Origin of the sequence: Nocardiopsis metallicus (genome assembly GCF_014201115.1) — a bacterium.
In the GTDB taxonomy this organism is placed as follows: domain Bacteria; phylum Actinomycetota; class Actinomycetes; order Streptosporangiales; family Streptosporangiaceae; genus Nocardiopsis; species Nocardiopsis metallicus.
In genome coordinates, this window is record NZ_JACHDO010000001.1 from 3,778,914 (window position 1) to 3,804,045 (window position 25,132).

General features: G+C 67.1%; 25 protein-coding genes. 17 read left to right on the forward strand and 8 right to left on the reverse strand.

Annotated elements, in window-relative coordinates; genetic code table 11:
• Positions 1-18: 18 nt before the first annotated feature.
• From HNR07_RS16395 to HNR07_RS16410, 4 genes are read right to left on the reverse strand one after another with little or no spacing between them, the layout of a single operon-like run.
• On the reverse strand, positions 19-231 hold the full coding sequence (locus HNR07_RS16395) for a BldC family transcriptional regulator (RefSeq protein WP_312893838.1): 213 nt from the start codon (positions 229-231) through the stop codon (positions 19-21).
• Positions 232-244: 13 nt separating this feature from the next.
• On the reverse strand, positions 245-523 hold the full coding sequence (locus tag HNR07_RS16400; protein WP_184365738.1) for a WhiB family transcriptional regulator: 279 nt from the start codon (positions 521-523) through the stop codon (positions 245-247).
• On the reverse strand, positions 520-825 hold the full coding sequence (locus HNR07_RS16405; RefSeq protein WP_184365739.1) for a hypothetical protein: 306 nt from the start codon (positions 823-825) through the stop codon (positions 520-522). The genes HNR07_RS16400 and HNR07_RS16405 overlap by 4 nt, the downstream gene beginning before the upstream one ends.
• A gap of 5 nt (positions 826-830) precedes the next feature.
• The gene (locus HNR07_RS16410; protein WP_184365740.1) at positions 831-1,394 is read right to left on the reverse strand and encodes an ATP-binding protein; all 564 of its coding nucleotides are present in this window, start codon (positions 1,392-1,394) and stop codon (positions 831-833) included.
• Positions 1,395-1,624: 230 nt separating this feature from the next.
• Between HNR07_RS16410 and HNR07_RS16415 the strand changes: the two genes are divergently transcribed.
• The 3 genes from HNR07_RS16415 to HNR07_RS16425 all read left to right on the forward strand — a co-directional run bounded on the left by HNR07_RS16415 (position 1,625) and on the right by HNR07_RS16425 (position 6,032).
• Complete coding sequence (locus HNR07_RS16415; protein ID WP_281386765.1) at positions 1,625-2,980, forward strand: helix-turn-helix domain-containing protein; 1,356 nt, start codon at positions 1,625-1,627, stop codon at positions 2,978-2,980.
• On the forward strand, positions 2,977-3,906 hold the full coding sequence (locus tag HNR07_RS16420) for an aminoglycoside phosphotransferase family protein (RefSeq protein WP_184365742.1): 930 nt from the start codon (positions 2,977-2,979) through the stop codon (positions 3,904-3,906). The genes HNR07_RS16415 and HNR07_RS16420 overlap by 4 nt, the downstream gene beginning before the upstream one ends.
• A 116-nt stretch (positions 3,907-4,022) precedes the next feature.
• On the forward strand, positions 4,023-6,032 hold the full coding sequence (locus HNR07_RS16425; RefSeq protein ID WP_184365743.1) for a hypothetical protein: 2,010 nt from the start codon (positions 4,023-4,025) through the stop codon (positions 6,030-6,032).
• Between the two features lie 24 nt (positions 6,033-6,056).
• Here the strand turns inward: HNR07_RS16425 and tnpC are convergent, their stop codons facing one another.
• Positions 6,057-7,496 (reverse strand): IS66 family transposase, encoded by a 1,440-nt coding sequence (gene tnpC / locus HNR07_RS16430; protein WP_184360673.1) that lies wholly within the window; start codon positions 7,494-7,496, stop codon positions 6,057-6,059.
• Positions 7,497-7,577: 81 nt separating this feature from the next.
• On the opposite strand from tnpC, the gene HNR07_RS16435 reads away from it, so the two are divergent.
• The 3 genes from HNR07_RS16435 to HNR07_RS36120 all read left to right on the forward strand — a co-directional run bounded on the left by HNR07_RS16435 (position 7,578) and on the right by HNR07_RS36120 (position 9,353).
• Positions 7,578-8,003: a hypothetical protein gene (locus HNR07_RS16435; protein ID WP_184365744.1), complete on the forward strand. Its 426-nt coding sequence runs from the start codon at positions 7,578-7,580 to the stop codon at positions 8,001-8,003.
• An 820-nt stretch (positions 8,004-8,823) separates the two neighbouring features.
• Positions 8,824-8,982 carry a hypothetical protein gene (locus HNR07_RS34410; protein ID WP_221318839.1) on the forward strand — a complete coding sequence of 53 codons (159 nt, stop codon included), beginning with the start codon at positions 8,824-8,826 and terminating at the stop codon, positions 8,980-8,982.
• A complete protein-coding gene (locus tag HNR07_RS36120) occupies positions 8,958-9,353 on the forward strand; it encodes a TrmO family methyltransferase domain-containing protein (RefSeq protein WP_221318840.1) in 396 nt (131 codons plus the stop codon). Before HNR07_RS34410 ends, HNR07_RS36120 begins: the two co-directional genes overlap by 25 nt.
• Here the strand turns inward: HNR07_RS36120 and murJ are convergent.
• Complete coding sequence (gene murJ / locus HNR07_RS16445; RefSeq protein ID WP_376769924.1) at positions 9,275-11,020, reverse strand: murein biosynthesis integral membrane protein MurJ; 1,746 nt, start codon at positions 11,018-11,020, stop codon at positions 9,275-9,277. The two genes, HNR07_RS36120 and murJ, sit on opposite strands and share 79 nt — an antisense overlap.
• A gap of 7 nt (positions 11,021-11,027) precedes the next feature.
• The gene (locus tag HNR07_RS16450) at positions 11,028-11,690 is read right to left on the reverse strand and encodes a GNAT family N-acetyltransferase (RefSeq protein ID WP_221318841.1); all 663 of its coding nucleotides are present in this window, start codon (positions 11,688-11,690) and stop codon (positions 11,028-11,030) included.
• 177 nt (positions 11,691-11,867) lie between these two features.
• Between HNR07_RS16450 and HNR07_RS16455 the strand changes: the two genes are divergently transcribed.
• The 4 genes from HNR07_RS16455 (at position 11,868) to HNR07_RS16470 (ending at position 15,294) form a co-directional block, all read left to right on the forward strand.
• Positions 11,868-12,881, forward strand: a complete 1,014-nt coding sequence (locus HNR07_RS16455; protein WP_184365745.1) for an ATP-grasp domain-containing protein — start codon at positions 11,868-11,870, stop codon at positions 12,879-12,881.
• A gap of 81 nt (positions 12,882-12,962) precedes the next feature.
• The gene (locus tag HNR07_RS16460; protein ID WP_254418065.1) at positions 12,963-13,946 is read left to right on the forward strand and encodes a hypothetical protein; all 984 of its coding nucleotides are present in this window, start codon (positions 12,963-12,965) and stop codon (positions 13,944-13,946) included.
• 107 nt (positions 13,947-14,053) lie between these two features.
• Positions 14,054-14,410, forward strand: a complete 357-nt coding sequence (locus HNR07_RS16465; protein ID WP_184365746.1) for a BlaI/MecI/CopY family transcriptional regulator — start codon at positions 14,054-14,056, stop codon at positions 14,408-14,410.
• A gap of 2 nt (positions 14,411-14,412) precedes the next feature.
• Entirely contained in the window at positions 14,413-15,294 is an 882-nt protein-coding gene (locus HNR07_RS16470; RefSeq protein ID WP_184365747.1) for a M56 family metallopeptidase, read from the forward strand.
• Positions 15,295-15,955: 661 nt separating this feature from the next.
• On the opposite strand, the gene HNR07_RS16475 is transcribed toward HNR07_RS16470, so the two are convergent.
• Positions 15,956-17,104 carry an FAD-dependent oxidoreductase gene (locus HNR07_RS16475; protein ID WP_184365748.1) on the reverse strand — a complete coding sequence of 383 codons (1,149 nt, stop codon included), beginning with the start codon at positions 17,102-17,104 and terminating at the stop codon, positions 15,956-15,958.
• 117 nt (positions 17,105-17,221) lie between these two features.
• Here HNR07_RS16475 and HNR07_RS16480 point away from each other — a divergent pair, with 117 nt between their 5' ends.
• The 7 genes from HNR07_RS16480 to HNR07_RS16510 all read left to right on the forward strand — a co-directional run bounded on the left by HNR07_RS16480 (position 17,222) and on the right by HNR07_RS16510 (position 25,098).
• A complete protein-coding gene (locus tag HNR07_RS16480) occupies positions 17,222-17,434 on the forward strand; it encodes a heavy-metal-associated domain-containing protein (RefSeq protein WP_184365749.1) in 213 nt (70 codons plus the stop codon).
• 1 nt (position 17,435) lies between these two features.
• On the forward strand, positions 17,436-18,437 hold the full coding sequence (locus HNR07_RS16485; RefSeq protein WP_184365750.1) for a heavy-metal-associated domain-containing protein: 1,002 nt from the start codon (positions 17,436-17,438) through the stop codon (positions 18,435-18,437).
• Positions 18,427-20,754, forward strand: a complete 2,328-nt coding sequence (locus tag HNR07_RS16490) for a heavy metal translocating P-type ATPase (RefSeq protein WP_184365751.1) — start codon at positions 18,427-18,429, stop codon at positions 20,752-20,754. Before HNR07_RS16485 ends, HNR07_RS16490 begins: the two co-directional genes overlap by 11 nt.
• Positions 20,755-20,786: 32 nt before the next feature.
• The gene (locus HNR07_RS16495) at positions 20,787-21,050 is read left to right on the forward strand and encodes a YHS domain-containing protein (RefSeq protein WP_184365752.1); all 264 of its coding nucleotides are present in this window, start codon (positions 20,787-20,789) and stop codon (positions 21,048-21,050) included.
• A gap of 93 nt (positions 21,051-21,143) precedes the next feature.
• Complete coding sequence (locus tag HNR07_RS16500; RefSeq protein WP_184365753.1) at positions 21,144-23,207, forward strand: heavy metal translocating P-type ATPase; 2,064 nt, start codon at positions 21,144-21,146, stop codon at positions 23,205-23,207.
• 204 nt (positions 23,208-23,411) lie between these two features.
• Positions 23,412-23,813 (forward strand): hypothetical protein, encoded by a 402-nt coding sequence (locus tag HNR07_RS16505; RefSeq protein ID WP_184365754.1) that lies wholly within the window; start codon positions 23,412-23,414, stop codon positions 23,811-23,813.
• Positions 23,814-24,090: 277 nt separating this feature from the next.
• Positions 24,091-25,098 (forward strand): C40 family peptidase, encoded by a 1,008-nt coding sequence (locus HNR07_RS16510; protein ID WP_184372127.1) that lies wholly within the window; start codon positions 24,091-24,093, stop codon positions 25,096-25,098.
• Positions 25,099-25,132 lie beyond the last annotated feature (34 nt).

Here is a 25,132-nt window from a genome sequence, read left to right on the forward strand (position 1 = left end):
CCTTGGCAGGCGGTGCTCTCAGTGGGCGAGTGAGCGTTGCTGGGTTCGCAGGGCGAGGACCTCGCTCTTGAGGTAGCGCCGGTGTCCGCCCGGGGTGCGGAAGCTGGAGATGTGTCCGTTCTCGGCCCAGCGGGCGACGGTGTTGCCGTCCACCCGGAAGAGTGCGGCTACCTCGGCGGGGGTGAGGGTTTCCAGCGAGGTGAGAGCGTCATCACCGGTCGGGGACGGCACGGGTGTCGGTCCTTCACTGTTGGAGGGCGGCTTGGGCTTGGACCAGGTAGGTGAACCAGTCCCGTACCTGGGGGTTGTGGCGGCGCAGGGCTCGGCGTTCTCGGGCGGTCATGCCGCCCCAGAGCCCGGTTTCGACGGGTCGTTGGAGTGCTTCGGCCAGACAGGCGCGCTTGATGGGGCAGGGGGCGCAGATGTGGCGTGCTCGGCGTTGCTGGAGGGTGTCTCCGAACATGCGGTCGGGGTCGGCCAGGTCGCGGCAGCGGGCTCGTGCGTCGGTCAGGGGTGTGTTCATGTCGGGCGCTGTGGGCAGTGGTGAAAGGCGGGCTGGGTCAAGGTCCAGGAGCAACACGGATCCGGGCAGTTCCAGCCGGTGGGAGCTGGTGAGGCGAGGGCGGCCTCGGTGCGCAGGATCTGGCGGTGGAGTTGCTGCCCGGTGGGCGCGGACAGCGGGAAGACGTGGGCTTGACCTCGGTAGAAGGCGAAGTAGGCGCGTGAGCCGGGTCCCCACATCACGAGCCATCGGCTCCGGTGGCGCTGCTGGAGTTGGCGGGCGAGGCCGTACTGGTCGTGGTCGTCCCTGACGTCCCAGGCCACCGCGCTCACCTCGGGGTGTGCTCGGGCCGGTCTACGGGTTGGTTGGTGGCGTGTCCGGGCCTGTCGACTTCGAACCAGACGCTGGTGCGTCCGTCGTCGTGGTGGACGGTGCCCCATCGGTTCGCGTCCCCTGCGACAAGGTGCAGGCCGCGTCCGCACTCGCTGTCGGGATCGACCGGCCGCAAGTGGGGAACGGTGATCTCCCCGGCGCGGGGGCCGGCGTCGGTGATACGCACCTGGGTGCGTCCGGGCAGTTTGAACACGCTGATGGTGACCTCCCCGCCGGTCTGGCCCGATCGGGTGTGACGCAGGCAGTTGTTGAACAGCTCCGATGCGAGAAGCTCCACGGAACCGACCTCTCGTGCGGGCAGTGAGGCACGGGTGCGCACGTAGCGGCGCATCATCGCGGCGTACGAGGGTTCCCCGGGCACGGTCATGGCGTGGCCCGTGGGCGCGGCGGCCGTCTCCAGGAGGAGTGGAGCGCTGTCCACCGGTGCGGTGGTGCGTTTGGGCAGCGGCGGGACCGCTTGCGCGTCGGCGCCGTTTTTCCCGTTCTTCTTGTGCTTCATCAGTGCGCCCCTCATTCGCCTCACCGTCCTCTCGTGCCTGGTCTTTCGTGCCTTGTGCACCAGCTCCAGGTCGTTGTGGAGTTCTCAGTTTTGGGTGAGGGCGGGGGCGGATCCCATGAACAGCGGTGATGATCGTTATTACGGTGGTGATGGATTCTTCGCCGGGCCTGGCGGAGCCTGCTGAGGCGTTGTTCTATGGGTTTGAACGGCCCCGGGCAGAAGGAGAAGAGATGTCGATATGCACCAATTGCGGCATCGAAAGATCCTCTGTCTCCAATGCGAAGAATCGGTGTCGATGCATACCGAAGGGATTCTGGGATAGTCCCGGGGCGCAGGAGGCAGCGGGAAGGCTGGACGCGGGATCTCTGGTACGGCTGTTGCGTTCGCGCAGCGATCTCTCCCAGGAGGCCATCGGACGTCTGACCGGCCTCTCCCAGTCAATGGTCTCCCAGCTCGAATCGGGCAGGCGTGACCTCAAGGACGTGGTGAAGCTGCGCCGATTCCTCAACGGCCTCGGCGCCCCCAGCGTGACCGCCACCCCCGAACAGCGTGAGACCGCCGAGAGCACCAGGTTGCTGGCCCACGCCGCACAGGTCACCATGGGCGCGATCGACATCGACCCCACCAGGTGGAAAGGGCCCAAGCTCCCCGAGGCTCCGCTGGCTGTTCGCCGTGTGACCGGGACCGACATCGACCACGTCGAGACGGTGACCGAGGCCCTGCGCGCCGCCGACTACCAGCTCGGTGGCGGCGCGTGCCTGGACGCGATCATGGCGCACCTGGCCTATGCGCACCGGTTGCTGCGCGTGGCCAAACCCGTGAACCGATGCGGCCTGCAGCTGCACCGCGCCGTAGCCGACCTGCACAACCTCGCCGGGTGGGCGAGTTTCGACGTGGGCCACTACAGGGTGGCGGCCGAGCACCTGTCGCTGGCCTTGGAACAGGCTCAGTACATCGAGGAGCCCTCGCTGGTGGCCAACGTGCTCTATCGGATGGGGCGCCTGCACCTGCACCGAGGCCACACCGTGCAGTCCCTGCGCTTCCTCCAGCTCGGGCAGATCGCCGCTCAGGACTCGGGGTGTGAGCGCACTGTCGCGCTCATGTGCGCCAACGCGGCCTGGGCCTACGCCGTCTTGGGAGATTCCAAGCGCTCCATGGAATCGCTCGCCCGTGCCCATGACGCCTTCGCTCGCGCTGAGAACGTGGCCACGCCCTGGGTGCGGTTCTTCCACGAGGCCGACCTGGACGCTCTGACCGGGGTGGTCAACGCCGCGCTGCCCGGGCCCTCTCCCCGCGCGTACACGGTCACGACCGAGTCGCTGTACCGGGCCGTGGACGCCCGCAGCCCCGCCATGGGTCGCAGCCAGGCCTTCGAGCTGACCACCCTGGCCACCGCGCACATCCTCAACGGCGACCCCGACCAGGGGGTACGCATCGGCCACCAAGCGGTCACCCTCGCCCGCCAGGTCCGCTCCGTGCGCGTCATCGACCGCCTCGCCCCGCTCCAACAAGCGGCCCGGAACTACCGGTCGCGGGGAGAAACAGCGGAACTGGCCGCCGAGATTGCTACCCTTCGCTCATCATGAGCACCACCGGTACCCCCTCCACCAGCCCCCGGTTCGCCCTCACCCGGGACCGCGTCCACAACGTCCTCACCGCCCTGTGTGCCGAGGCCGGGTTAGGAGCTGAGGCCGCTCAGGGCGCTGAGCTGATCAAGTTCACCAACAACGCCGTCTACCGCCTCCCGGGAGCGGGCATGGTGGTGCGCATCGCCGGATCGGCGACCGTGGTCGAACGCGTCCCTGTGGTCATCCAGGCCGCCCGGTGGCTCGCCCACCACGACGCTCCCACGGTGCGATTGGTCGAGGAGATCGCCCAGCCGGTGGAGGCGGCGGGGGCCGTGGCGACCTTCTGGCACCTGGTCCCCGAAACGGGCCCGGAGCCGACCGGTACCGACCTTGGCCGCATCCTCAAGCATCTGCACGCGCTGCCCGCGCCCGACTTCCCGCTGCCTTCGTGGGAACCGTTCGAGCGCATCCGCAGCCGCATCGCGGACGCCGAAGGACTCGCCGAGACCGACCGCGGTTTCCTGGTCGAACGGACCAACAGGCTGGAGGCCCAGGTCCAGGGGCTGGTGTTCGAGCTCCCGGCCGGGGTGATCCACGGCGACCCGTTCCTGGGCAACCTCATCCCAGGTGGGGAGGGGCCGGTGATCTGCGATTTCGACAGTCTCAGCCATGGGCCAAGGGAGTGGGACCTGGTCCCCGCTGCCGTGGGCAAGGTCCGTATGGATTACCCCACCGACCCCCACACCCCGCTCGCCGCCGAGTACGGCTACGACGTGCTGGACTGGCCCGCATTCCCCGTGTTCAGGCAAGTGCGCGAACTCAAGCTCGTCACCAGCGTCCTACCGGTGCTGAACACCAACCCAGGCCTGCAAGCGCAGTGGCGCCACCGCCTCACCACCCTGCAGACCGGGGACACCATCACCCGCTGGTCCACCTACAGGTAGCCGAGACCCAGCGCATCGAGTGACGGGAGAGGATCCCGGCATACACCATGTCCTAAACGTGCCTCCGGTCGTCGTCGGCTTGTTCTATGCTCGTTACACCGAGCCTGGAGCGTGACATGTCGACCTTTCATCCGTTGGGAAGGGTGGTGGGTGATTTCGATCCGGATTTGTTGGGCGATCCGGTGAATGAACTCCTACCTTTTCGCAACTGCAAGACCGTTTCGGATGCACGCGCGATCCTCCGCGAGCGCGTCGAAGAGGATGTTGCGGCGATCGTCGATATGGTCGCAGACGCCGACGCGTTTGATGTCATCGAGTTGATGCGGATGCGGGAGTTCCCGATCGCCGCCGACCCGCGCCTTGCTCCGCCTGGCGGTGCGTCACTACCGGTGGAGATCGTCGCAGCCGTACTGCTGGCTAGGCCATCGCGTAAGCCAGATCCCACGCCAAGGGAAGATACGCGGCCGCACGAGGTGATCTCGGACTTGCACGAACGCTGTGTCAGGCTGGCCCGGATAGCTAGCTACCGTCAGCTGACCGAAGGCCAGCTCAGCGGCGAACCACTCGGGCGGCTGGCGAGCGAGTACCAGGGTGCTGTGCTGAACATTCGGAACCTGCAATACGACCACATCCGTGACGAACACGATCGCAGGTTGTTCGATAAATCAGCCTCGAGCGAACTCATGCAGACTCACCTTGGCTATGGCTATCGCGACTTAAGTGCGGTGCGATCGGCAATGAATGAAATCTCTGCCGAACGGATGACCCGCCTCCGCGACGAGACCGGCAATCTTCTCATGGCGCACCAGCATCTCGACCCCAAAGGACTTTCTCGCGAAGTCATCGAGCAGTTCACGTCCGGGATAATCCCACTCTTATTCCTCCCCGCAGACCGGTCGGTCATCACGCCAGCCGACGTCTCAGGCGTATCGGGGCTGAATATCGCAACGGCGAAGAAGATCCTCAATTCATTCGCGCAACAGTTCGACGGCTCTGAAAGCCCGGGAAATCGAGTCTTCGATCTATTGATGGGCAACAACCCGTTCTTAACACGACCGCTGATGTCTGACGGACACGAAAATTTCGCGCTGACATCGAGCGAAATTGGCATCGATGTGCTTCGACGGATATTCGAGCGCGCGCTTCCGCCCAACTCCTCCGATGTGCGCAGGTACGACCAGAAGGTCCGACAACCGCTCAGCGAAGAGCTCGCGAATAAATATCTTTCGATCATTCTCGGAACGCCTGCTTTTCGCGAAGGTTACCACTATCTTGCACCAAAAGCTGGGGTCTCCACGGACGAACTCGGCCCTGACAGTGTGACCCTTCGCCAATCAGCCAATGAAGTGGAGGGTGATGCGCTCTTCGTGATTGATGACGTCGCCGTTATCGTAGAAGTGAAAGGGAAGTCGATCGCCGACCAGGCTCGACGTGGAGATGTACGTCGCCTGAAGCGCGACCTTAAGGCGACGCTCGGTGATGGAGCACGCCAGGCTACGCGTATCCGAGAACTCATTGAGACCAATCATGGTGTCTGGGAGAATAAAACAACCTGGCTAGATCTATCGGGCATTCGCGAGGTGAGGAGCATCGTGGTGGTGCTCGATGATATCGGCCCGCTCGGCACAAATCTTGCCGACCTCCAGCATGCCGGGCTCCTACCTGAAGACCGACCGCCACTCGTCCTGTCGCTCCACGACCTCGCTGTCATCGCCGAGATCGGTGAGCGCCCGTCGGAGTTTCTACTTTACCTCAGAAGACGCACCGACAGCCTCGTGACTACCTACTATCGTGCTCTCGACGAGCTCGACCTCTATATGCGGTTCCTCGCCGCCGATCTCTATATCGCAGAGGATCCTGACAAGGTCAGGTCCGCGCATCCCACAGCACCGCCGGCCGCTAAACGCGAGCGTAGTCGTCACGAACAATCAGCAGTCGGCACCATGGTCAGCGACAACTGTGTCGAACTGACTGCATGGATGAACCGCGACAAGCTTCCACAAGACGAAGATATCGTCAAGCCATCCATGAATGCGCAATCTGAAATTCTGAAACTCGTCGACCAACTAAGCAATGCAAGAAAGCCCGGATGGTTCCGCTGCGGAGCAGATCTTCTTGCATTGTGACTGTTCAGGTGTCCTGAAGAAGACTCAAGCTGTTTCGGGCATCCAGCACTCGCCCTGGGCCAGGTGGACCAGGGCGTCGAACATGCCAATACCGTGCTTGGCGGCGGTCGCGATATAGGAGCGCACCGCGCAGAACCACTCGGCCCCGGCCAGGGACCGTAAGCACCCCGAGACCTTCTGGCGGACCTTGACCATCCGCACCTCGCGCTCGGCCGCGTTGTTGTCGAACGGGGCCCGCTCATCGACCGTGAACCGCAGGTAATCCGCTTCCCGGTCGCGCATCCGCCTGGCCAACGCGTGGAACTTGGCCACCAGCTTGGACTCCCGGCCCGAAGTCTGGGCCAGGCCGATGGCCACCGCGCTGCGCCACTGGTGACCCAGCCCGTCCAAACGCACGGTGTCGATTCCCTCCAGCGAGGAGACCGTGGCCAGGTGCGCATCGACCAGGCGCTTCATCTGACGCAGCGCGTCAGCGGCCTGCCCGGCCCAGCACCACACCCCCTCCCCAGCCGCGTCCTGGACCGCTTGCAACTCGCGCAGCAGGTGGGCGTTGCACAACACATGAGCGGCCACACCCTTATAGGTGTCATAGGGGGCCCAGGCGTCATGGACCGCCAACCCAGCGAAGGCGGGCAGGACCCCGGCGGCGTCCATCCCCACGGTGCCGCGTTTGGGGTGGGCGCTCAGCAGGCTCCACTTGCCGGTGGAGGCCGAATGCACCCACACCAGGCCCCCGCCCACCCGCAGCGAGGTCTCGTCGAAGTGCGCCACCTGGGCGGAAGCGATCTCCTCGGTGGCGGCGCGAGTGAAGGCCTCCAACGCGGTGGCGGCCCGGCGTGCGGTGTCCACGACTGTGCCCGCCGACACGGGGCATCCCACCAGGTCCGACAGGGCTTGGGCGGTGCGCTTGGCGGACAGGAACTGGCCCAGGTACAGGTAGCAGATCATCGCGCGCACGTTCGCTCCGAACTGGACCGGAGCGTTGATCCCCTCGGGGGCGCTGGCTCGGGTGCGCTCCCCGCAGGCGCAGGTGTGCTCGATCATCTGGTGCTCGGTCACCGTGGGTTTGATGGGGGGCAGGTCCACGACCTGGCGGCGCACCAGCCCGGTCTGCTCGGATCCGGCCAGGTCTCCTCCGCACCCACCGCAGGTGTGGGGGTGGTGTTCCAGCACGTGGTCGGGGTCCGGGGTTTGGGCGCGCGTTTGGCCTGGGTGGCCGGGTTGCCCGCCGGGTTTGCGGCCGGTGCGGCGGCGCTGGGACTTCGGCTTCGGCTTGACGAAGGGGTCCGTGGAGGAAGGCTTGGAGGAGTTCGTGGAGTCGCTGTCCAGTCGGGCTTGAAGCTCGGCGATGCGCTCGTTGGCTTGGGACAGATCAGCGCGGAGTTGGGTGATCGTGGCTGCCTGCTCAACGACCAGCGCGGCGAGCTCCTCGTAGGAGGGCGCGGGCTGGTCGGAGGAGGTCACGGGCTCATCGTTACAGGCTAGGCGCGTGCCGCGCAGGCAAACCGATCAACCCGCCCGAGAGACCTGAACAGTCACCTTGCATTGTCCGGAGAAGGTCAGCTTCATCTCCTGTCGACGATCAAGAAGTGCGCCCGGTCCACCCGAAATGACAACATTTACCATGATGCGATTGTCGCATACGCTGGCCAATGGGGTTTCGCAACGATCTTCTTGGCCACGCACCCTACTGACACATCAGTCAAGAAAGCCAAGGAACGACTTCAGTCCTACTCCAAGGTCAAGCAGTACCAACTGCAAGCGGATCGCGCCTACGGCTGGATTTTCGATAAAAACGGTTCCCTGGAGGACACCTTCTATCTCAACTCGGTCGCCCACAACGATCCCGAGCTCGACCGGCTAATCGCGGATATGAAGCTCCAACCGGTGGGGCAGCGAATCCCACCTATTCCACCATCGGCGCGCCGGGCGACAAAGCGGGTAAAGAAAAAGAAGCGTAAGCGTCGCTGACAGGTGCCAGGGCGGGCTAGTGCTCCATCCACACTTGGATATCTCGGCCCGAGCAAACAACGAGCATGAGACAGCCACTGCTGTAATCATGTGGCACCGACACAGGAAGCCTGAGGGAATCCCTCCCACCGCCAAGGCCGTTGTCCTTGTGTGACATCAAGAGGTGGCGCATCGTTACACTCACACCCGTATATAAAAATGAAGTACTCAGCGCCGGTCACACGGCGAATGCCTCGCGAGGTGCCATCGGACGCCGCTAATGGACCGTGTGTGCTCCGTTTGTGCTCCGCAGTTTTGGACCAGGACGTCACCGGGCGGCACCGCGCGGCACAGAACGGCATCATGATTCGGATGGCGTGGGACACAGCGGCACGTAACGACACGTGACGGTACGCGACCATAGAACTTCTAATCCGACGGTCGCAGGTTCGAATCCTGCCGGGTGCGCCACAAAACCCCAGGTCAGACGGGGTACGCAAGGACCTCGAAAGAGGTCCTCGCGGCGTTTTTGGGGCTTGTGTGCTCCTCGTGTGCTCCCCAGTACAATCTCAGTCCCAGCGCCCCCATCGGACTGAGAAAACCCACCCCAAACCCTACTCGCGCCCGGAGCCACGGCGGGGGCGAACCCGGCCCGACAGAGCCACGTCCACCCCCGCCCCACCCGCCCCTACCGTCAGGGGCCTGCCGGGCCGACCATGCGCCCACAGGCCCGCTGACGGGCCCAGCCCCGTGCAACAGCACGGCCCGGGCTCGGGACGTGGGTCGGGCCCAAGACGCGATACCACCACCCCGCCGCATCAGGAGCCGGAAGTCCTGGGCCATGGACGAAACCGCCTTGGGAACGCCTGCCCGCGCAACCACACCCATCGACCACCCGGGCACCAAGGACGCGGGCCTGTTCAAGGTCAAGCCCCCTTCCTCGACCGATGGTCAGGAGCGGCTGCGCGAGGCGGGGTGCCCGCGAAGCAACCCCGGCTGACCGAAACGGGAACATCCGTCCACCGCACTCACCGCAGGCCTGGGAGACTCGCCGTCTCCCACTCCCGCCTCCTCCGCATCGACGGCCGGGACCTGCACGTCGAAGACCTGGACGCCGTCGACGGAACCCCCGCCCTGTGCCTCGCTCCTGGTTCGAAGAATTCGGCCCCCGCGGCGAGGTGGAACAGCCGGCATGGCCCGGAGAGATACGCAAGGACTACTGGTCGCCCCAACCTGCGGAGTGACGCCAGCTGCCCTGCCCGACCCCAAGCAGGCCACCACGTTCATCCGCTTCAACGGCCCTTCCTACCCCGTGCTCGCTCTCCGATCCGGGTGCACGCCTGGCGTACTTCTTCGATGCGCAGCAGGTAGGCCGAGGTGAGGTAGAGAACTCCCGCGACTGCGCAGCCCACCAGCGGGCCGAGAACAAGCGCCAGAAGAGAACTGCTGTCGGTGCCGAACCAGAACCTCTGCAGGCACCAGGCCGCCACGACACCGGGGACGGCGGCGGTGTGCAGCAGGGCCACCGTGACGGTGATGCGTCGGGCGTCCAGCCCTCCCAGGCGTTTACCCAGGATCAGTCCGCCCAGTACCAGGCCCCACACGTAGGAGAGCATGAACCCGGCGGCGATGCCCGTCACCACCTGTTGGGGTGGCAGCAGCAGGTAGGAGGGCACGGCGATCAGCGCGTGCATCGCGATGTTGCTGATGGCCAACAGGGCGGGGGTGCGGGTGTCGCCGGTGGCGTAGAAGACCCGCAGGAGCAGCTGGTAGGCGGTGAAGGGGACCAGCCCCAGCGCGAACACGGTCAGGACCGAGGCGATGACCTGCGCGTCGGCGATCGAGGTACTGCCCCGGGCGAACACCGCGACACACAGGGGTTGGGCGTAGACCACCAGGGCCAGGGCCAGCGGCACCAGGAGCACGGAGGACACGCGCAACCCCCGGGAGAAGTCCGAGCGCACCTGTGCCCAGTCGCGGTCGACGGCGTGCGCGCTCATGCGGGGCAGCAGGACGGTGATGACCGAGACGGCGATGATCGCGTAGGGCAGCTGGAAGAGCTGGTAGGCGTAGTTGTAGGCGCTCAGCCCCGCCCCGACGCCGTCGTTCTGGACGGCGACCGCCCCGGCGCGGTTGGCCAGGTTGGCGGTGAGCAGGAACCCGGCCTGCATGGTGCAGACCAACACGAACATCCACCCCGCCGCCCGCAGCGCCTCGCCCAAGCCCGAGCCCTTCAGATCCAGACGCAGTCGCCAGCGGAACCCGGTCCGCCACAGCGCGTACTGGAGCAGAAGCGCCTGGGCCGCCGCCCCGGCGGCTGTTCCCACCCCCAGGAGTGTGAGCTCTGCCTGCGTGATGGTCTCGGGGGTGCGGTGCGGGCCCGCGAGCCACAGGAAGGTCAGGCCCACCGTGATGATGACGGCGTTGTTGAACACCGGGGTCCAGGCTGGCGCGGCGAAGCGCTGGCGGGCGTTGAGCATGGCGCTGGTCAGGCCGCTCAGGCCGATGAAGAGGATCTGCACGAGCAGGAAGCGTCCGAACAGGACCGCTACTTCGTGCTGGGCCGGGGTGAAGCCTCCCGCGTACAGGCCGATCAGGGGTTCTGCCGCCAGCACCGCCAGGGTGGTGATCAGTGTGAGGAAGAGAATCGCGCAGGTCAGGAGCCGGTGTTCGGTGGCCCGGCCGCCGTCCGGGTCCGTGGCGCGCCGCCGGACGAGGAAGGGGACGATGACGCTGGCCATCAGGCCGCCGATGAGGAGGTCGTAGACGATGAAGGAGAGCGTGTTGGCGGTGTTGTAGGCATCGCCCAGCAGCTGGGTTCCCAGCGCGGCGGCCAGGACCAGGGTTCTGGTGAAGCCGGTCAGGCGGGAGGCGGTCGTGCCCAGGGCCATCAGGGCGCTGGAGCGAGCCAGTCCTCGACCGCCACGGCTGGCCCCCGTGTGGGGTGTGTCGGCTTTTCCCCCGCCTCGGTGCTCCTGGTCGGTCTCCTGGGTGGTGAGGGTCCGGTCCGGGCGGGGTTCCGGGTTGGGTGGTGTCAAGGCGTGCTCACAGATCCAGGGTGAAGGGGACCCAGGGTTTGCCGTCGATGTCGTACTGGAGGGGTTGTTCCTCCCACCCCAGGCGTTTGTAGAAGCGTTGGGCGGCTTCGTTGTCCTGGCCGGTGTACAGGCGCAGCCGCTCGACGTTGTGTACACGAGCGATGCGGGTGAAGCCGTCGACCAGGGTCGCGCCCACACCGCCTCGCCGCACGGTGTTGTCCACGGCGATGTGGCTGAGCACCCCGGTGCGCGCTGTGGCTCCGGTGGGGGGCAGGGCGCGTTCACCGAAGCGGCGGATGCCCTTGAGGTAGCGGCGTGCGCGGGTGCGCACGAAGCGTGTGGTGAGTTCGGGGCGCATCAGCAGAGCCATCGCACCGGCCCGGGCCAGTCCCCAGCGGCTCAGGTCCAGAGTGTGGCGGTGGTGCGCGTTCTCGTCAGTGGAACCCACCAGGAAACCGACGACCTCGCCCTCCACCTGGGCCACAAGGGCGACGGCTGCGGGGCTGGTGAGGAAGGTGCGGTAATAGCGGCCCAAGAAGCGCTCGCCCAGTTCCACGAAGAAGCCGGTGGGCAGAGTGGCGCAGTGCAGGCGGACGGCGGACGGCACGTCGGCGAGTTCCATGGCGCGCAACGACACCGAGGGAGTACCAGTGGGTGGTGGGGAAGACATACCCACAATCTACTACAAATGTAATAGTAAGCTGGTTCTACGCCCTCCCTCCGCAGCCATCACGCCGAGGACAACCTACTTCGATCGAGGTCAGGGGCCATACATTATCTACCACTAGTGTAGTAGCAGGTGATCGCGTCGCACCGGGTGACGTGTCGAGCTGACAGGAGAAAGGCGATGTCGAATGCCGTTTCCAGCGTTCTGGTCACTGGGGCGGGCAAGCCGGGAACCTCCGCGACAATCACTGCACTGCGACGCTCCGGCTACCGGGTCCTCGCCGTGGACAGTGCCCCTGAAGCAAGCGGCCTGGGCAAAGCCGACCGTGCCTATGTCGTACCGGCCGGAAGCCAGGCGGGGTTCGTCGAGGAGCTGACCCGCGTGTGCTTGCACGAACGGGTGCGTGCGATCGTGCCGCTGGTCGATGAGGAACTGGTCGATGAGGAACTGGTCGCGGTCTGGGAGTTGAGCCGATTGGGCATCCAGATCCTCTCGCCCAGGCTCTCACTGGTGGCACTGTGCTTGGACCGGTTACAGCTGACCGAGGTCCTGAGACTGTGCCGGGTGCGCACGCCACGGACCCGGCTGGCGTCCAAGGGCGCTGGTGACCTCTCATTCCCGATGGTTCTCACAGACCGCTACAAAACCGGTCAGGTGAGCCCGGCTCGGGTGGCCCAGGACATGCAAGCTCTCGACGGGCTCCTGTTCGAGCACCGTGCACACCTGGGACGGCTGCTCATTCAAGAGCACGTGCCCGGGCCGGAGTACTCCGTGTCCGTCGTGGTCTGGCGTGACGGGAACGTCCAGGCCGTGGTCCCCAAGGAAATCGTCTACCGGAAGGGGGCCGCTCACTACGCCGTCACCCGACGCCAGGAAGCTTTGACTCAGGCGTGCGCCGAGACGGCTCGCGTTCTGGACGCCGACGGCCCGATCAGCGTGCGGGCGCGACTCGATGCCGCAGGAGACCCGCACGTCTTCGACATCGCCCCCCGTCTGACGAGGACGTCTTCGTTGACGGTGAGTGCGGGGGTGGACGAAGTCCGCGGACTGCTAGACCAGGCGCTCACCGGAGGCGGCCCCACTCTGAAGAACAGCTGGCGCGAAGGCATCACCCTGCCCCTGCAGGACAGTGGCGCCTCCCCGCACCAGCCTGCACTCGACCCCCATGACCAAACCCTGGAAAAGAACGGCTGACCCATGCCCCAGCCCTGCACCATCGGCCAACACCCCCGAGGCCGCCCCCACCGGACGAAGACTGTGCTCCGAGGTTGGGCGGTGACGGTCCTCGCAGCGCTACTGGCGGCCTGCTCCACGAACAACCCTGCACCCGGTTCCGGTGTGGAAGGCAAGGAGGCCGAACCCGTCCAGCTTCCCGAGGTCGCCGCCTACCGAGTGGCCGAAGACGAACCGGCCCTCGACGTCAAAGTCGCCGCCGTCCGCTTCCTGGAAACCGCCTTCAACTACGACGAAGGACAAGGCACCGCCCAAGCGACCAGGGAACGGCTCGCCCAAGCCGAGATAGACCCCGACGCGATCACTGATGAAACACCCTTCTCAGAAGACTCAGAAGACGCGGACACCGACACCTCCGGTGCGGCCGAGGTCATCTATCCACAGTTGGGTGGATTGACCGATGATCAGGCCTCCATCATGGCGGTCACCGAGATCACCACACTGACGCAAGAATCGTTGCTCTCGGCCACCTACGTCATCGACCTGCGCCTGACCCGGCAGGGAGACTCCTGGGACGTCACCGAGATCGCCTCCCTGGGAGGCACACCTCCCCAGGACGCCTCCCCCTCACCCGGCAGTGAGGATGAGGCCCCCCGGGCGCAGGTGAGCGAAGCCGCCACAGAGGTTCTGCGATCCCCGAGCATCGAACTGCCAGGCAGCGCTAGATGGGACATCCTGGACCACCAGATCGACGACCGACTTCTGGAGCTGCTCCTCGAGCTGTCCTCAGAGCGCACGCTCTCGGTCGCGGTCCTGGCCACCGGCCACCCCGTCAACGTCTTCGACAGCCCTTCAGTGAGCAACCACACGCACGGCAGGGCGGTCGATATCTGGGCCATCGACGGCGTCACCATCTCCGACCTGCGCGCATCAGGGCCGGACGGGCCAGCCGGTACTGTGATGAGAGAGGCTTTGGAACAGGGGGCCACCGAGGTCGGCGGGCCTTGGGCACTGAGCACCGATCACGGCGGTACCTTCACCAATACCGTGCACCAGGACCACCTGCACATCGCCTTCAAGCAGTGAGCGGAGCACACCGCTGCCAGCACAAAGCACTACCGCTTTGGGTCCTGGTGCCGCACACAGCACGGCACCACCGGCAGCCACCACGGGCACGGGTTCAAGGATCAGGGATGTCACGCAAGAGACTGGGACAACTGGAGGCCGAAATTCTGGCCCTGCTGGCCGGTGCCGAGGAGTATCTGTCCACCGCACAGCTGCGGGAGCAACTGGAAGGGTCCCCCGCCTACACCACGGTCAACACCGTCCTGTTTCGCCTGTTGGACAAGAAGATGGTCGAACGCGCTCAACGAGGACGCGGCTACGTCTACCGGCTCCTGGTGGATGAGGCCGACCTCGCCGCTGGCCGCATGTTCGACCATCTCAGGGTGGCCAGTGATCCCTCCGATGTGCTCAACCAGTTCGTGCACGGGCTCAACCCCGCTGAGGAGAGGGCCCTGCGCGCACTGCTGGATCGTCCCGAGGAGTAGACATGGGCTGGCCTACCTTCGCTCCCGCACTGCTCCTGATCACCCTGAGCCTGGCGCTGAGCTGGAAGCCACTCCCTCTGCACCCCGCCTGGTCGGCGCGGATCCTGGCTGTGTGCGGGGTCAGCACCGCCTTGGCCGTACTGAGCACCACGCTCCTCGTAGCAGCGGTGTTCATCACCGGCCTGCTTCCCCGCGACGTGGTCAGCGGTTGGGGCAGCAGAGGGGCTCTGCTCCTGGATCACGGCCCGGTCTCCCTCCACCTGGGTCTGATGGCGGTGGTGCTGCTGATGGTGGGCCTGTTCGGTATCGCCCGACTGGGACTGGGCGTCCGCAAGGACATCCGTGCCGTACGTGGCGACAGCCAGTACATCACCGAGCAGGATCATCCGATCGCGCTGGCCGTGCCTGGGCAGCACGGCGGTGTACTCGTGTCGCGCGGGCTGATGCGCCTGCTCAACCGCGAAGAACTCCAGGTCGTCTTTCGTCACGAACACGCCCACCTGCGCCACCGCCACCACGTCTACTCGACCCTGACCGCGCTGTCCGCTGCCCTCTTTCCCCCGTTGCGAACCCTGCACCAGTCGTTGCGCCTGGCGCTGGAACGCTGGGCCGACGAGGACACCGCCGCGATCACGGGCAACCGTGAACTGGTCGCCCGCACCATCGCCCGTGTCGCCCTGGCTTCGCCGAAGCCGCGCACAAGCTGGCACCTGGCCTTGGCCGACTCCCACGCGCTCCACCGTGTGCGGGCCCTGCTCGGCAAGGCTCCCTCAGCCAATCCCGTGGCCGGACCCGCCCTGCTGGGAGGGACCGGGGTCGCATCGAGCGGCATCGCCTCCAGCTGTTTCCAACTCCACCACCTCTACGTGCTCGTGCTGCTGTGAGACAGCCCCGGCACGGAAGGGTCCGGACATACGTCTGGGTTCCAGGATCGTCTACTCAATGCCCGACGGGCACCTGAGGCGTTTGGTGTTGGAGGCGTTGAACTACGCCGATCACCAGGTCACCGGCGAACCTCACCATCTCTGATCCGCCGCTACTACCGCAATCCCGTGGGAGTGGCGGCGCACCCCCCAATCATGTCGACGGTGCCTCGAAGCCCCCAGGCGACTAAACCCGGGGGCCTTTGCACCCGAAGGACTGCTGATCAGCTTCGCCCGGGGCAGTGTCCGGAGAGAATGACGCGCAGACGCAGGCACAGGCCCAAGAGGCGAAAGGGCAAGGTGATTTCGGCAGAACCGGAACCGCAGACGGACTTGCAGGGGGTCACAGACTTCATCCCGTTACTCATGCCCCGAGGATACCCCCAGGAGGTATCTGAAAACCCGATGGGATGGCCAAATCGAGCAGCGCTGGAGATCAGCGCATCCCCACCACGGGCTCGAAAAACCTGCGCGGGATCTACGGGGCGGATGGCTTTCCCATCCGGTAAGCCGCCTCGTCTCAGCCCTGCCACCGTCAGCGGCCCGTGCCCGCTGCGATTGCCCACTCGACCAGACCGATGCCCGTGCGGGGCACGCGGACTCGAACGCCGGGCGCTCGCGGTCACGCGTGCAGGCGCGGCGCCCACTCCTGGACGAGTCGAACGGCATCGATCCCGACCGCCCCTACCGCCCTGCCCTCCACCTCGTGGACGACCAGCAGGGGATCGGTCGACACACAGCGCTCACGCGCTCCTGATCCGTTGTGTCCGACGCCGGTGAGCGTGCGGCCGTAGACGCGCGCCGCGAAGTTCGCGCGCGGCAGGTAGGGGCCGGGGTCGGCTCCGAGCCCGAGGTCGTACAGCAGGGTGCGAGCGGCGTGTCCGCCCTGTGCGGCCGCGTCACCCCAGTGGTCGATCCGCCAGGAGCCCAGCAAGCCACCGCGGTGGATGGCGACACCCCCGGCACCATAGGCCCGCGGTGCACCGGCGATGTGCAGCCGGGCGCCGACGTCGACACCGTTCGGCCATGGTTGCGGTGCGACCGGGGTGGTGCCGATCGCCTCGATGACGAGGTCGGCCTCCACGCGTGTTCCGTCATCGAGCACCAGCCCGACGTGGGCTTCGCCCGGTGTGACGGCGACGGGTTGACGTGCGAAGTACGTGCAGATGTGCGTGCGGTGTAGGTCAGCGACTCGCCGGGCGACCAGGTCACCCAGCGCGGTGCGTCCCGGGGTGGTGGTTCGGGCCAGGAGTGCGATGTCGTGTCCCGCTTGGTGCAGCACAGAGGCGGTCTCGGCGGCTACCAATCCGGCGCCCAGGATGATCACCCGTGCCGGGCGGGGGGTGCGGGCGAGTAGGTCGCGCACGCCTAGCGCGTCGCGCAACGAGTGCAGCGTGGTCAGGCGGCCTGCCCGCACGGCGTCCCGGGCGCCGCGTAGTTCGGCGTGGACGCGCCTGGGGGTGCTGCCGGTCGCCACGATGAGGGAATCGAAGCCCAAAGTGGCACCCGAGTCGAGGTGTACCCGGCGTGCGGCGACATCGACTCGGCGGGCGGTGTCGGCGACGAAGGGCTCGTTCGGGGGCGTCAACGCGGCCTGCTCTGGGGTGATGAGCCCGAGGGCCACCCCCTTGTTCACCAGTGTCCGGTTGTAGGGCTCGCGGCCGCTGGCTCCCACGAGTGTGACGTCCACGGCGCGGGCCGTGATGAGTTCCCTTGCCGCGGCTGCTCCCGCCGCTCCCGCTCCGAGGACCACTACCTGGTGTGCCGACATGACTGTCCTCCTGCTGGTCCTTGCTTGACTCATATACCCTAAGGGGGTATATCTGGACTGGTAAACATACCCCATAGGGGTACACGAAGTTGATCGCTGAGATGTGAGGACGGCCAGATGAGTGCCACGCAGACCTACGCCGTGACGGGGATGACGTGCGGACATTGCGAGGGGGCGGTTCGCGGCGAGGTGTCCCGCCTTCCGGGCGTCGCCGCCGTCGAGGTCAGCTCCGCCACGGGTCGGCTGGTCGTGACCGCCGACGGACGGATCGATGACGCGGCCGTGATCGCCGCGGTCGGCGAGGCCGGATACGCAGCCACGAGGAGCTGAGATGAACGCACCGACCAAGCTGGTCCTGTACGGGCTGGTGCTGGTGGCCGTGTTCGCCGTCGCTGGATTCACGGCGAACGCGGTGGTACCCGAAGAGACCGTGCGCAACTGGTCGCAGGAGACCACGGATCACGGTCAGCACGGACAGGAAGGCGACGCGGACACCGCCGGGCACGGGGCGCACGCGGACGATGCGGCCCCGCTCGGGCTCGGCCTCGCCCAGGACGGTTACCAGCTCACCGGGGTGAGTGCCCCCGAGGAGACCGGTAGCGAGGGCGAGCTGACTTTCGCGGTGAGTACCTCCGGGGGCGAACCGGTGACCGCGTTCGAACTCAACCACGAGAAGGAAATGCACTTGATCGCCGTCCGCGCCGACGGGCAGCACTTCCGGCACGTGCATCCTGAACTGGACACCGACGGCACTTGGTCGATCCCCTGGGAGTGGGAGGAGGCCGGAACCTATCGGATCTTCGCGGACTTCGTGCCCTCTGAGAGCGGTGAGGACATGACCCTGTCGACGACGGTGCAGGTGAGCGGTGACTACGCCGCGGTGCCTGCCGGTGAACGGGTCACCGAGACGAACGCCGGTGGATTCGACGTCAGCGTTCGAGGAGACCTGGTCACGGGTCAGCCCTCGGAGCTGACCGTGTCCGTGGCCCGTGACGGCGAGCCGGTCACCGACCTTGAGCCCTACCTGGGGGCCTTCGGGCACCTGGTGGCGCTTCGTGGCGGGGACCTGGCCTACCTGCACGTCCACTCGCACGGCGCCGAGCCCGAGGCCGGGCAGACCGCCGGTCCGGACATCACGTTCGAGGCCACCGCGCCCACCGAGGGCCGCTACCTGTTGTACCTGGACTTCCAGGTCGACGGACAGGTGCACACCGCGCCGCTGGTCATCGACGCGACCGCCGACCCAGCCGGGATCCCGAGCGAGGACGACCATTCCGGTGACGGTTCGGGCAACGGTGACGATCACGAGGACGGAGACGGCCATGACCACTGACCCCGCCACCAGGACAACCAGCGGCAGCATCGAGTTGCAGATCGGCGGCATGACCTGTGCCTCGTGCGCGAACCGGATCGAGAAGAAGCTCAACAAGCTCGACGGCGTCACGGCCAGCGTCAACTACGCCACGGAGAAGGCCAGCGTCACCGGTCCGGCGGACCTGGACCCCCAGGCGCTCATCTCCGAGGTGGAACGGACCGGTTACACGGCCACGCTTCCCGCCGCGCCGCGAACCGGCGCGGGCAACTCCGAAGGTGAGAGCGAGTCACGTGAGGAAGCCGAGCTGCGTGCCCTCAGGCAGCGGCTGATCGGTGCGGCGACCCTGGCGGTACCGGTCATCGCGATGGCGATGGTTCCCGCGCTGCAGTTCGACTACTGGGGTTTTGCCTCCCTGGTGCTGGCCGCTCCCGTCGTGGTCTGGGCCGGTTGGCCCTTCCACAAGGCGGCGTGGACCAATCTCAAGCACGGCGCGGCCACGATGGACACCCTCATCTCCGTGGGCACCACCGCCGCGCTCATCTGGTCGATCATCGCCTTGTTCTGGGGCACGGCCGGACAGCCGGGCGTGGTCCATCCCTTCGAGTTGACGATCTCGCGCAGTGACGGCTTCGGGCACATCTACCTCGAAGTCGGTGCCGGGGTGATCACGTTCATCCTTCTGGGCCGCTACTTCGAAAAGCGCTCCAAGCGCCGTGCCGGTGCCGCGCTGCGTGCCCTGCTCGAACTCGGCGCGAAGGAGGCCTCCGTCCTGCGCGGAGGCAGGGAAGAGCGGATTCCGATCGATGAGCTCGCCGTGGGGGATGAGTTCGTCGTCCGTCCCGGGGAGAAGATCGCCACCGACGGGGTGATCACCTCGGGTCGCTCCGCGATCGACGCCTCGATGCTCACCGGTGAATCCGTGCCGGTGGAGGTCACCGAGGGCGACAACGTCACGGGCGCCACCGTCAACGCCGGAGGCCGCCTGGTCGTCAAGGCCACGCGGGTGGGCTCCGATACGCAGTTGGCGCAGATGGCCCAGATGGTCGAGGACGCCCAGTCCGGCAAGGCCGAGATCCAACGCCTGGCCGACCGGGTCTCCGGGGTGTTCGTGCCGATCGCCATCGCGATCGCCGTGGGCGCTCTGGGAGCGTGGATCGGGGCCGGATTCCCGCTCAGCGCCGGATTCACCGCGGCGGTGGCGGTCCTGATCATCGCCTGCCCGTGCGCCCTGGGGCTGGCCACCCCCACCGCGCTGCTGGTGGGAACCGGTCGCGGCGCGCAGATGGGCGTGCTCATCAAGGGCCCCGAAATCCTTGAGTCCACGCGCAGGGTCGACACCGTCGTGCTGGACAAGACCGGCACCGTCACCACCGGCAAGATGACACTGACCGGGGTGATCGCCGCCCGGGGAGTGGACCGCACCGAGCTGCTGCGCCTGGCCGGGGGTTTGGAGGACTACTCCGAGCACCCCATCGCCCAGGCCATCGCCGCCGGAGCGGCCGCCGAGGTCGGTGAGCTGCCCGCTCCGGAGTCCTTCGACAACATCGAGGGCCAGGGCGTGCAGGGGGTGGTTGAGGGGCACGCCGTCCTCGCGGGCCGCGAGACGCTGCTGGCGGAGTGGTCGCTGACCCTTGACGAGGAGCTGCGCGCGGCCAAGCGGGCCGCCGAGGCCGAGGGCAAGACCGCGATCGCGGTCGGCTGGGACGGAGCCGCGCGCGGTGTGCTGGTGGTCTCCGACCAGATCAAGACCACCTCCGCCGAGGCGATCGCCCAGTTCAGGAAGCTCGGCTTGACCCCGGTGCTTCTGACCGGGGACAACCAGGCGGTGGCCGAGCAGGTCGCCGCCGAGGTCGGCATCGAGCGTGTGATCGCCGAAGTGCTTCCCAAGGACAAGGTCGACGTCGTCGCCCGGTTCCAGGACGAGGGCAGGGTCGTGGCGATGGTCGGCGACGGCGTCAACGACGCCCCCGCCCTGGCCCAGGCCGATCTGGGGCTGGCCATGGGCACCGGAACCGACGTGGCGATCGAGGCCGCCGACATCACGCTGGTCCGTGGTGACCTGCGGGCCGCGGCGGACGCGATCCGCCTGGCCCGTCGGACACTGCGCACCATCAAGACCAACCTGTTCTGGGCCTTCGCCTACAACACCTCGGCGATCCCGCTGGCCGCTTTCGGACTGCTCAATCCCATGCTGGCCGGAGCGGCGATGGCCTTCTCCAGCGTCTGCGTGGTCGGCAACAGCCTGCGCCTGCGCAGCTTCAGGGCTCACGCGGACCAGGCCCGGACATCCTCGCCCGCCGACCAGGAGCCAGCCCGCCAACCGATGAACGCCTGACAGTGAACCGAAGACCACAGAAGAGGAACCCCATGACGACTCCCGGCAACCGCGACCAGGACAGCACGGCCAAGGCGGGCGACTGCTGCGGCCACACACCGGCGAAGGAGGACCTGGCCTCCGCACCGGACCAGGACGTCGCCGAGTGCCCGGTCATGGTCGGCACTCCGGTGCTCAAGTCCCAGGCCGAGGAACTCGGCCTCTACCGCGACCACGACGGGCAGCGGTACTGGCTGTGCTGCGACTCCTGCGGCCCTCTGTTCGACGCCGACCCCGAGCGGTACGCCACCGCCTAACCCACACCCGAGCCGGTGCTTTCCCTGGGCAGACCTTGCGGAAGGCACCGGCCCCTCGCCCCGCAGCGACGGGGTGACCCGAGGAGGACGAGTATGGACACCACACGAAACGACCCGCCCGACACTGGTGAGGAGCACACCGGCCAGCACGATCACGCCGGTCACGGTGATCACGTCGGGCAGTTCCGGCGGTTGTTCTGGATCATGCTCGCCCTGGCCCTCCCGGTGGTGGGCTTCAACGAGATGTTCGCCCACCTGGTCGGCTACCGGCTGCCGGATGCCGCGTGGGTCTGGTGGGTCTCGCCGGTGCTGGGAACGCTCGTCTACTTCTGGGGAGGCCAGCCCTTCCTGGTCGGCGCGGTCTCGGAGATCCGCTCCCGGAAGCCGGGCATGATGCTGCTGATCGGCCTGGCGATCACCGTGGCGTTCATCTCCTCCTGGGGCGCCAGCCTGCGCATCCTCGACCACGAGCTGAACTTCTGGTGGGAACTGGCACTGCTGGTCGTCATCATGCTGCTGGGCCACTGGATCGAGATGCGCTCCCTGGCCCAGACCACCTCCGCACTGGACTCGCTCGCCGCCCTGCTGCCCGACGAAGCCGACAAGCTCGAGGGCGAGGAGGTCGTCAAGGTCGCCCCCGCCGATCTGCTGGTCGGTGACGTGGTCATCGTTCGTCCCGGCTCCTCGGTGCCCGCCGACGGAAAGATCGTCGACGGCTCGGCATCGATCGACGAGTCCATGGTCACCGGAGAATCCAAACCCGTGCGCCGCGGGAAGGGGGAGAACGTCGTCGCCGGTACGGTCGCCACCGACTCCGGGCTGCGAGTCCAGGTCACCGCCATCGGCGAGGACACCGCGCTGGCCGGTATCCAAAAGCTCGTCACCGATGCCCAGGCCTCCTCCTCCCGCGCCCAGCGCATCGCGGACGTGGCCGCCGCCTGGCTGTTCTGGTTCGCGCTCACAGCCGCGGCGATCACCGCGATCGTGTGGTCGCTGTTCGGACTGCCCGACATGGCGGTGGTGCGCACCATCACGGTCCTGGTCATCGCCTGCCCCCACGCGCTCGGCCTGGCCATTCCGCTCGTGGTCTCCATCTCCACCGAACGCGCCGCCCGCGGCGGTGTGCTCATCAAGGACCGCCTCGCCCTGGAATCCACGCGCACCGTGCAGGCGGTGCTCTTCGACAAGACCGGAACCCTGACCAAGGGCGAGCCCACGGTCACCGCCGTCGAACCCGCCGAAGGCCGCGACCAAGACGAGGTGCTGGCTCTGGCCGCCGCAGCCGAAGCCGACAGCGAGCACCCGCTGGCCAGGGCCATCCGGGGCGCCGCTGCCTCCCGTGAACTGCGTCCGCCCAGGACACAGGACTTCTCCTCCTCCCCGGCGGTCGGGGTCAAGGCCACCGTCGAGGGTGCGGTGATCGAGGTCGGCGGACCCCACCTGCTCCAACAGCGCGGCGTAGCCGAAGAGCCGGTCGCCAGCCGCTGGCGCGCCGAAGGGGCGATCATCCTGCACGTCCTGGCAGAGGGACAGGTCATCGGAGCGTTGCGCCTGGCAGACGAGATCCGGCCCGAGTCACGTGAGACCGTCGGCGCCCTGCACGCCGCGGGCCTGCAGGTGGTGATGATCACCGGCGACGCCCAGGCCGTCGCCGACACCGTCGCCAGCGACCTGGGCATCGACCGCGTCTTCGCCGGTGTCCGCCCCGAGGACAAGGCCGCCAAGGTCGCCGAGCTCATGAACGAGGGCAAGAAGGTCGCCATGGTCGGCGACGGGGTCAACGACGCCCCCGCCCTGGCCCAGGCCGACGTGGGCATCGCCATCGGTGCGGGCACCGACGTCGCGATCGGCTCCGCGGGCGTCATCCTGGCCTCGTCCGATCCCCGCTCGGTGCTCTCGGTGATCGAACTCTCGCGCGCCTCCTACCGGAAGATGCAGCAGAACCTGTGGTGGGCCGCGGGCTACAACCTCATCTCCGTTCCGCTGGCGGCCGGAGTCCTCGCGCCCATCGGGTTCGTCCTGCCGATGAGCATCGGCGCGATCCTGATGTCCGCCTCGACCGTCGTGGTCGCCCTGAACGCGCAGCTCCTGCGGCGCCTGGATCTCGCCCCGGCCCACAGCGCCGCACGCTTCACCGCAAGCGGCGACGATCGGTGACGGCGCTCGGGGCCAGACAGCACCGAGGCGTCCGAGAAATCCGAAGTGATCACCACGGTCAAGACCGTTCGGCGACAATGAGCGCGCCCTACCCGGCCCGAGCACAGAACAGGTGGGCCGCGTGGTGGGGGCGCGGTCCCGGGTTCCACGCGCGTCCACCCGGAGGGTGTGCGAGGCCTCGACGAATTGAGTAAGGTCGGAGTCGTGTTGGCAGCCACTCAGCGAACAGCCCCGCGACACTGGACCAGGGTCGTGTTCACGCTGCTGCTCGCACTCGGTCTGGCGGTCGTCGCCTTGTGCCACACCGACGCGGCTCAGCACCAAGGTGCTGCGTCCGCGGCCGTCGTTGCCGAGCAGGTCGATGCTCACGGCGGCCCCTTGGCGGAGCATCACGAGGGACACTGTGACGAGACCGACGTGCTGGCCGACCAGCGCTCCGGGACGGTCTCGGCGTCGCTCCTACTGGGTCTGGCCTTCTTCGCCTTCCCCGGACTGCCGGTACTGCCGCCGAGGCTGACACCGCTTTCGCGCTCGGCTCGCGCGCACCGCGTGCTTCCCCTTGGCGGAACCAGGGCACTCCTGTCCTTGTGCGTTCGCCGGGTCTAGACCGCCCGGCCCCGGTCGGCCTGCGCGAAGCGGGTCGGCCCAGCACCGCACGCACCGGCGCCCCTGGCTTCGGCGCGGTCTGAGCCGCTCCGGTCACCGCACGGCCGTACCGCCCCGGGGCATTCGCGCACCCTCTCCTGCGACGCCGTCGCCTCTGGTGCGCGCACCTCGCCTGCTGAGCCCTCAACGGTTCGCGGGCATCGTGGCCGGTGCGAACCGCTATTCCTCCCTCCCCCAGCCATGCCCTGGCCGCATGGCGCCCAACGACAAGGCACGCATGAAGAACGAGCACCTCACGAGCAGCAGAAGTTGGAAGTTCGCCACTGTGGCCTGCGTGGCCGCAGGCGCACTGATGTCGTTCGCCGCCGTGGCGAACGCCGAGCCCGAACCCACCAAAGAAGAGGTCGAGGAGCGGATCGAGGAACTGCTCCAGGAATCCAGCACTCTCGTCCAGGAGTACAACGAGGCACAGGAGTACCACGACGCGGTCGAGGCGAAGCTCGACGAGGCCGACGGCCAGATCGACTCAGAAGAGGAGCGCTACGAGGAGTTGCGTTCCAAGGTCGTCGAACTCGCCAGCGCCAGCTACCAGTCCAATGACCCCGACTCGGTGACCGCGGCATTGTTCGTAGACGATCCGTCCCAGATCTACGAGCAGTCCGCCGACCTGTCCTACCTCTCCGAAGCCAGAAGACTGGAGCTGGAGGCCTTCGCTGAGAGCGACGCCCGTCTGGGCGCTCTCAAGACCGACGCGGCTGAGGCCTATGAGGAGGCCGCCGAGCAGCTCGAAGAGCTCGACCAGCGCAAGGAGGAAGTGGAGGAGAGCCTCGCAGAGCAGGAGGAGCTGCTCGCCACCTTCGAGGGGGAGAACCCCACGGCGGGAGGCGAGTCGCCGACGGGACCCGCACCCACCTACACCGGCTCCGCCTCAGGCGACGCCCGCACTGCCGTGGAGTTCGCCTACAGCAAGATCGGCACGCCCTACCTGTGGGGCGGAACCGGCCCCAACGGCTATGACTGCTCGGGGCTGACCCAGGCGTCCTGGGCGGCCGCCGGGGTGAGCATCTCCCGGACCACCTACACCCAGTACAACATGCCCAACACCGTGGGCTGGGAGGACATACAGCCGGGCGACATCCTCTTCTTCTTTCCGGACCTGGGCCACAACGGCCTCTATGTCGGCAACGGTCTGATGGTGCACGCACCCAGCAGCGGCAAGACCGTTTCCGAGGTGCGCCTCGCGGACTACTGGGCCCAGCACTTCGTCGGCGCCCGACGTCCCTGACCAACACCAAGGGGGCAGCCTTGAAGTCATGCAC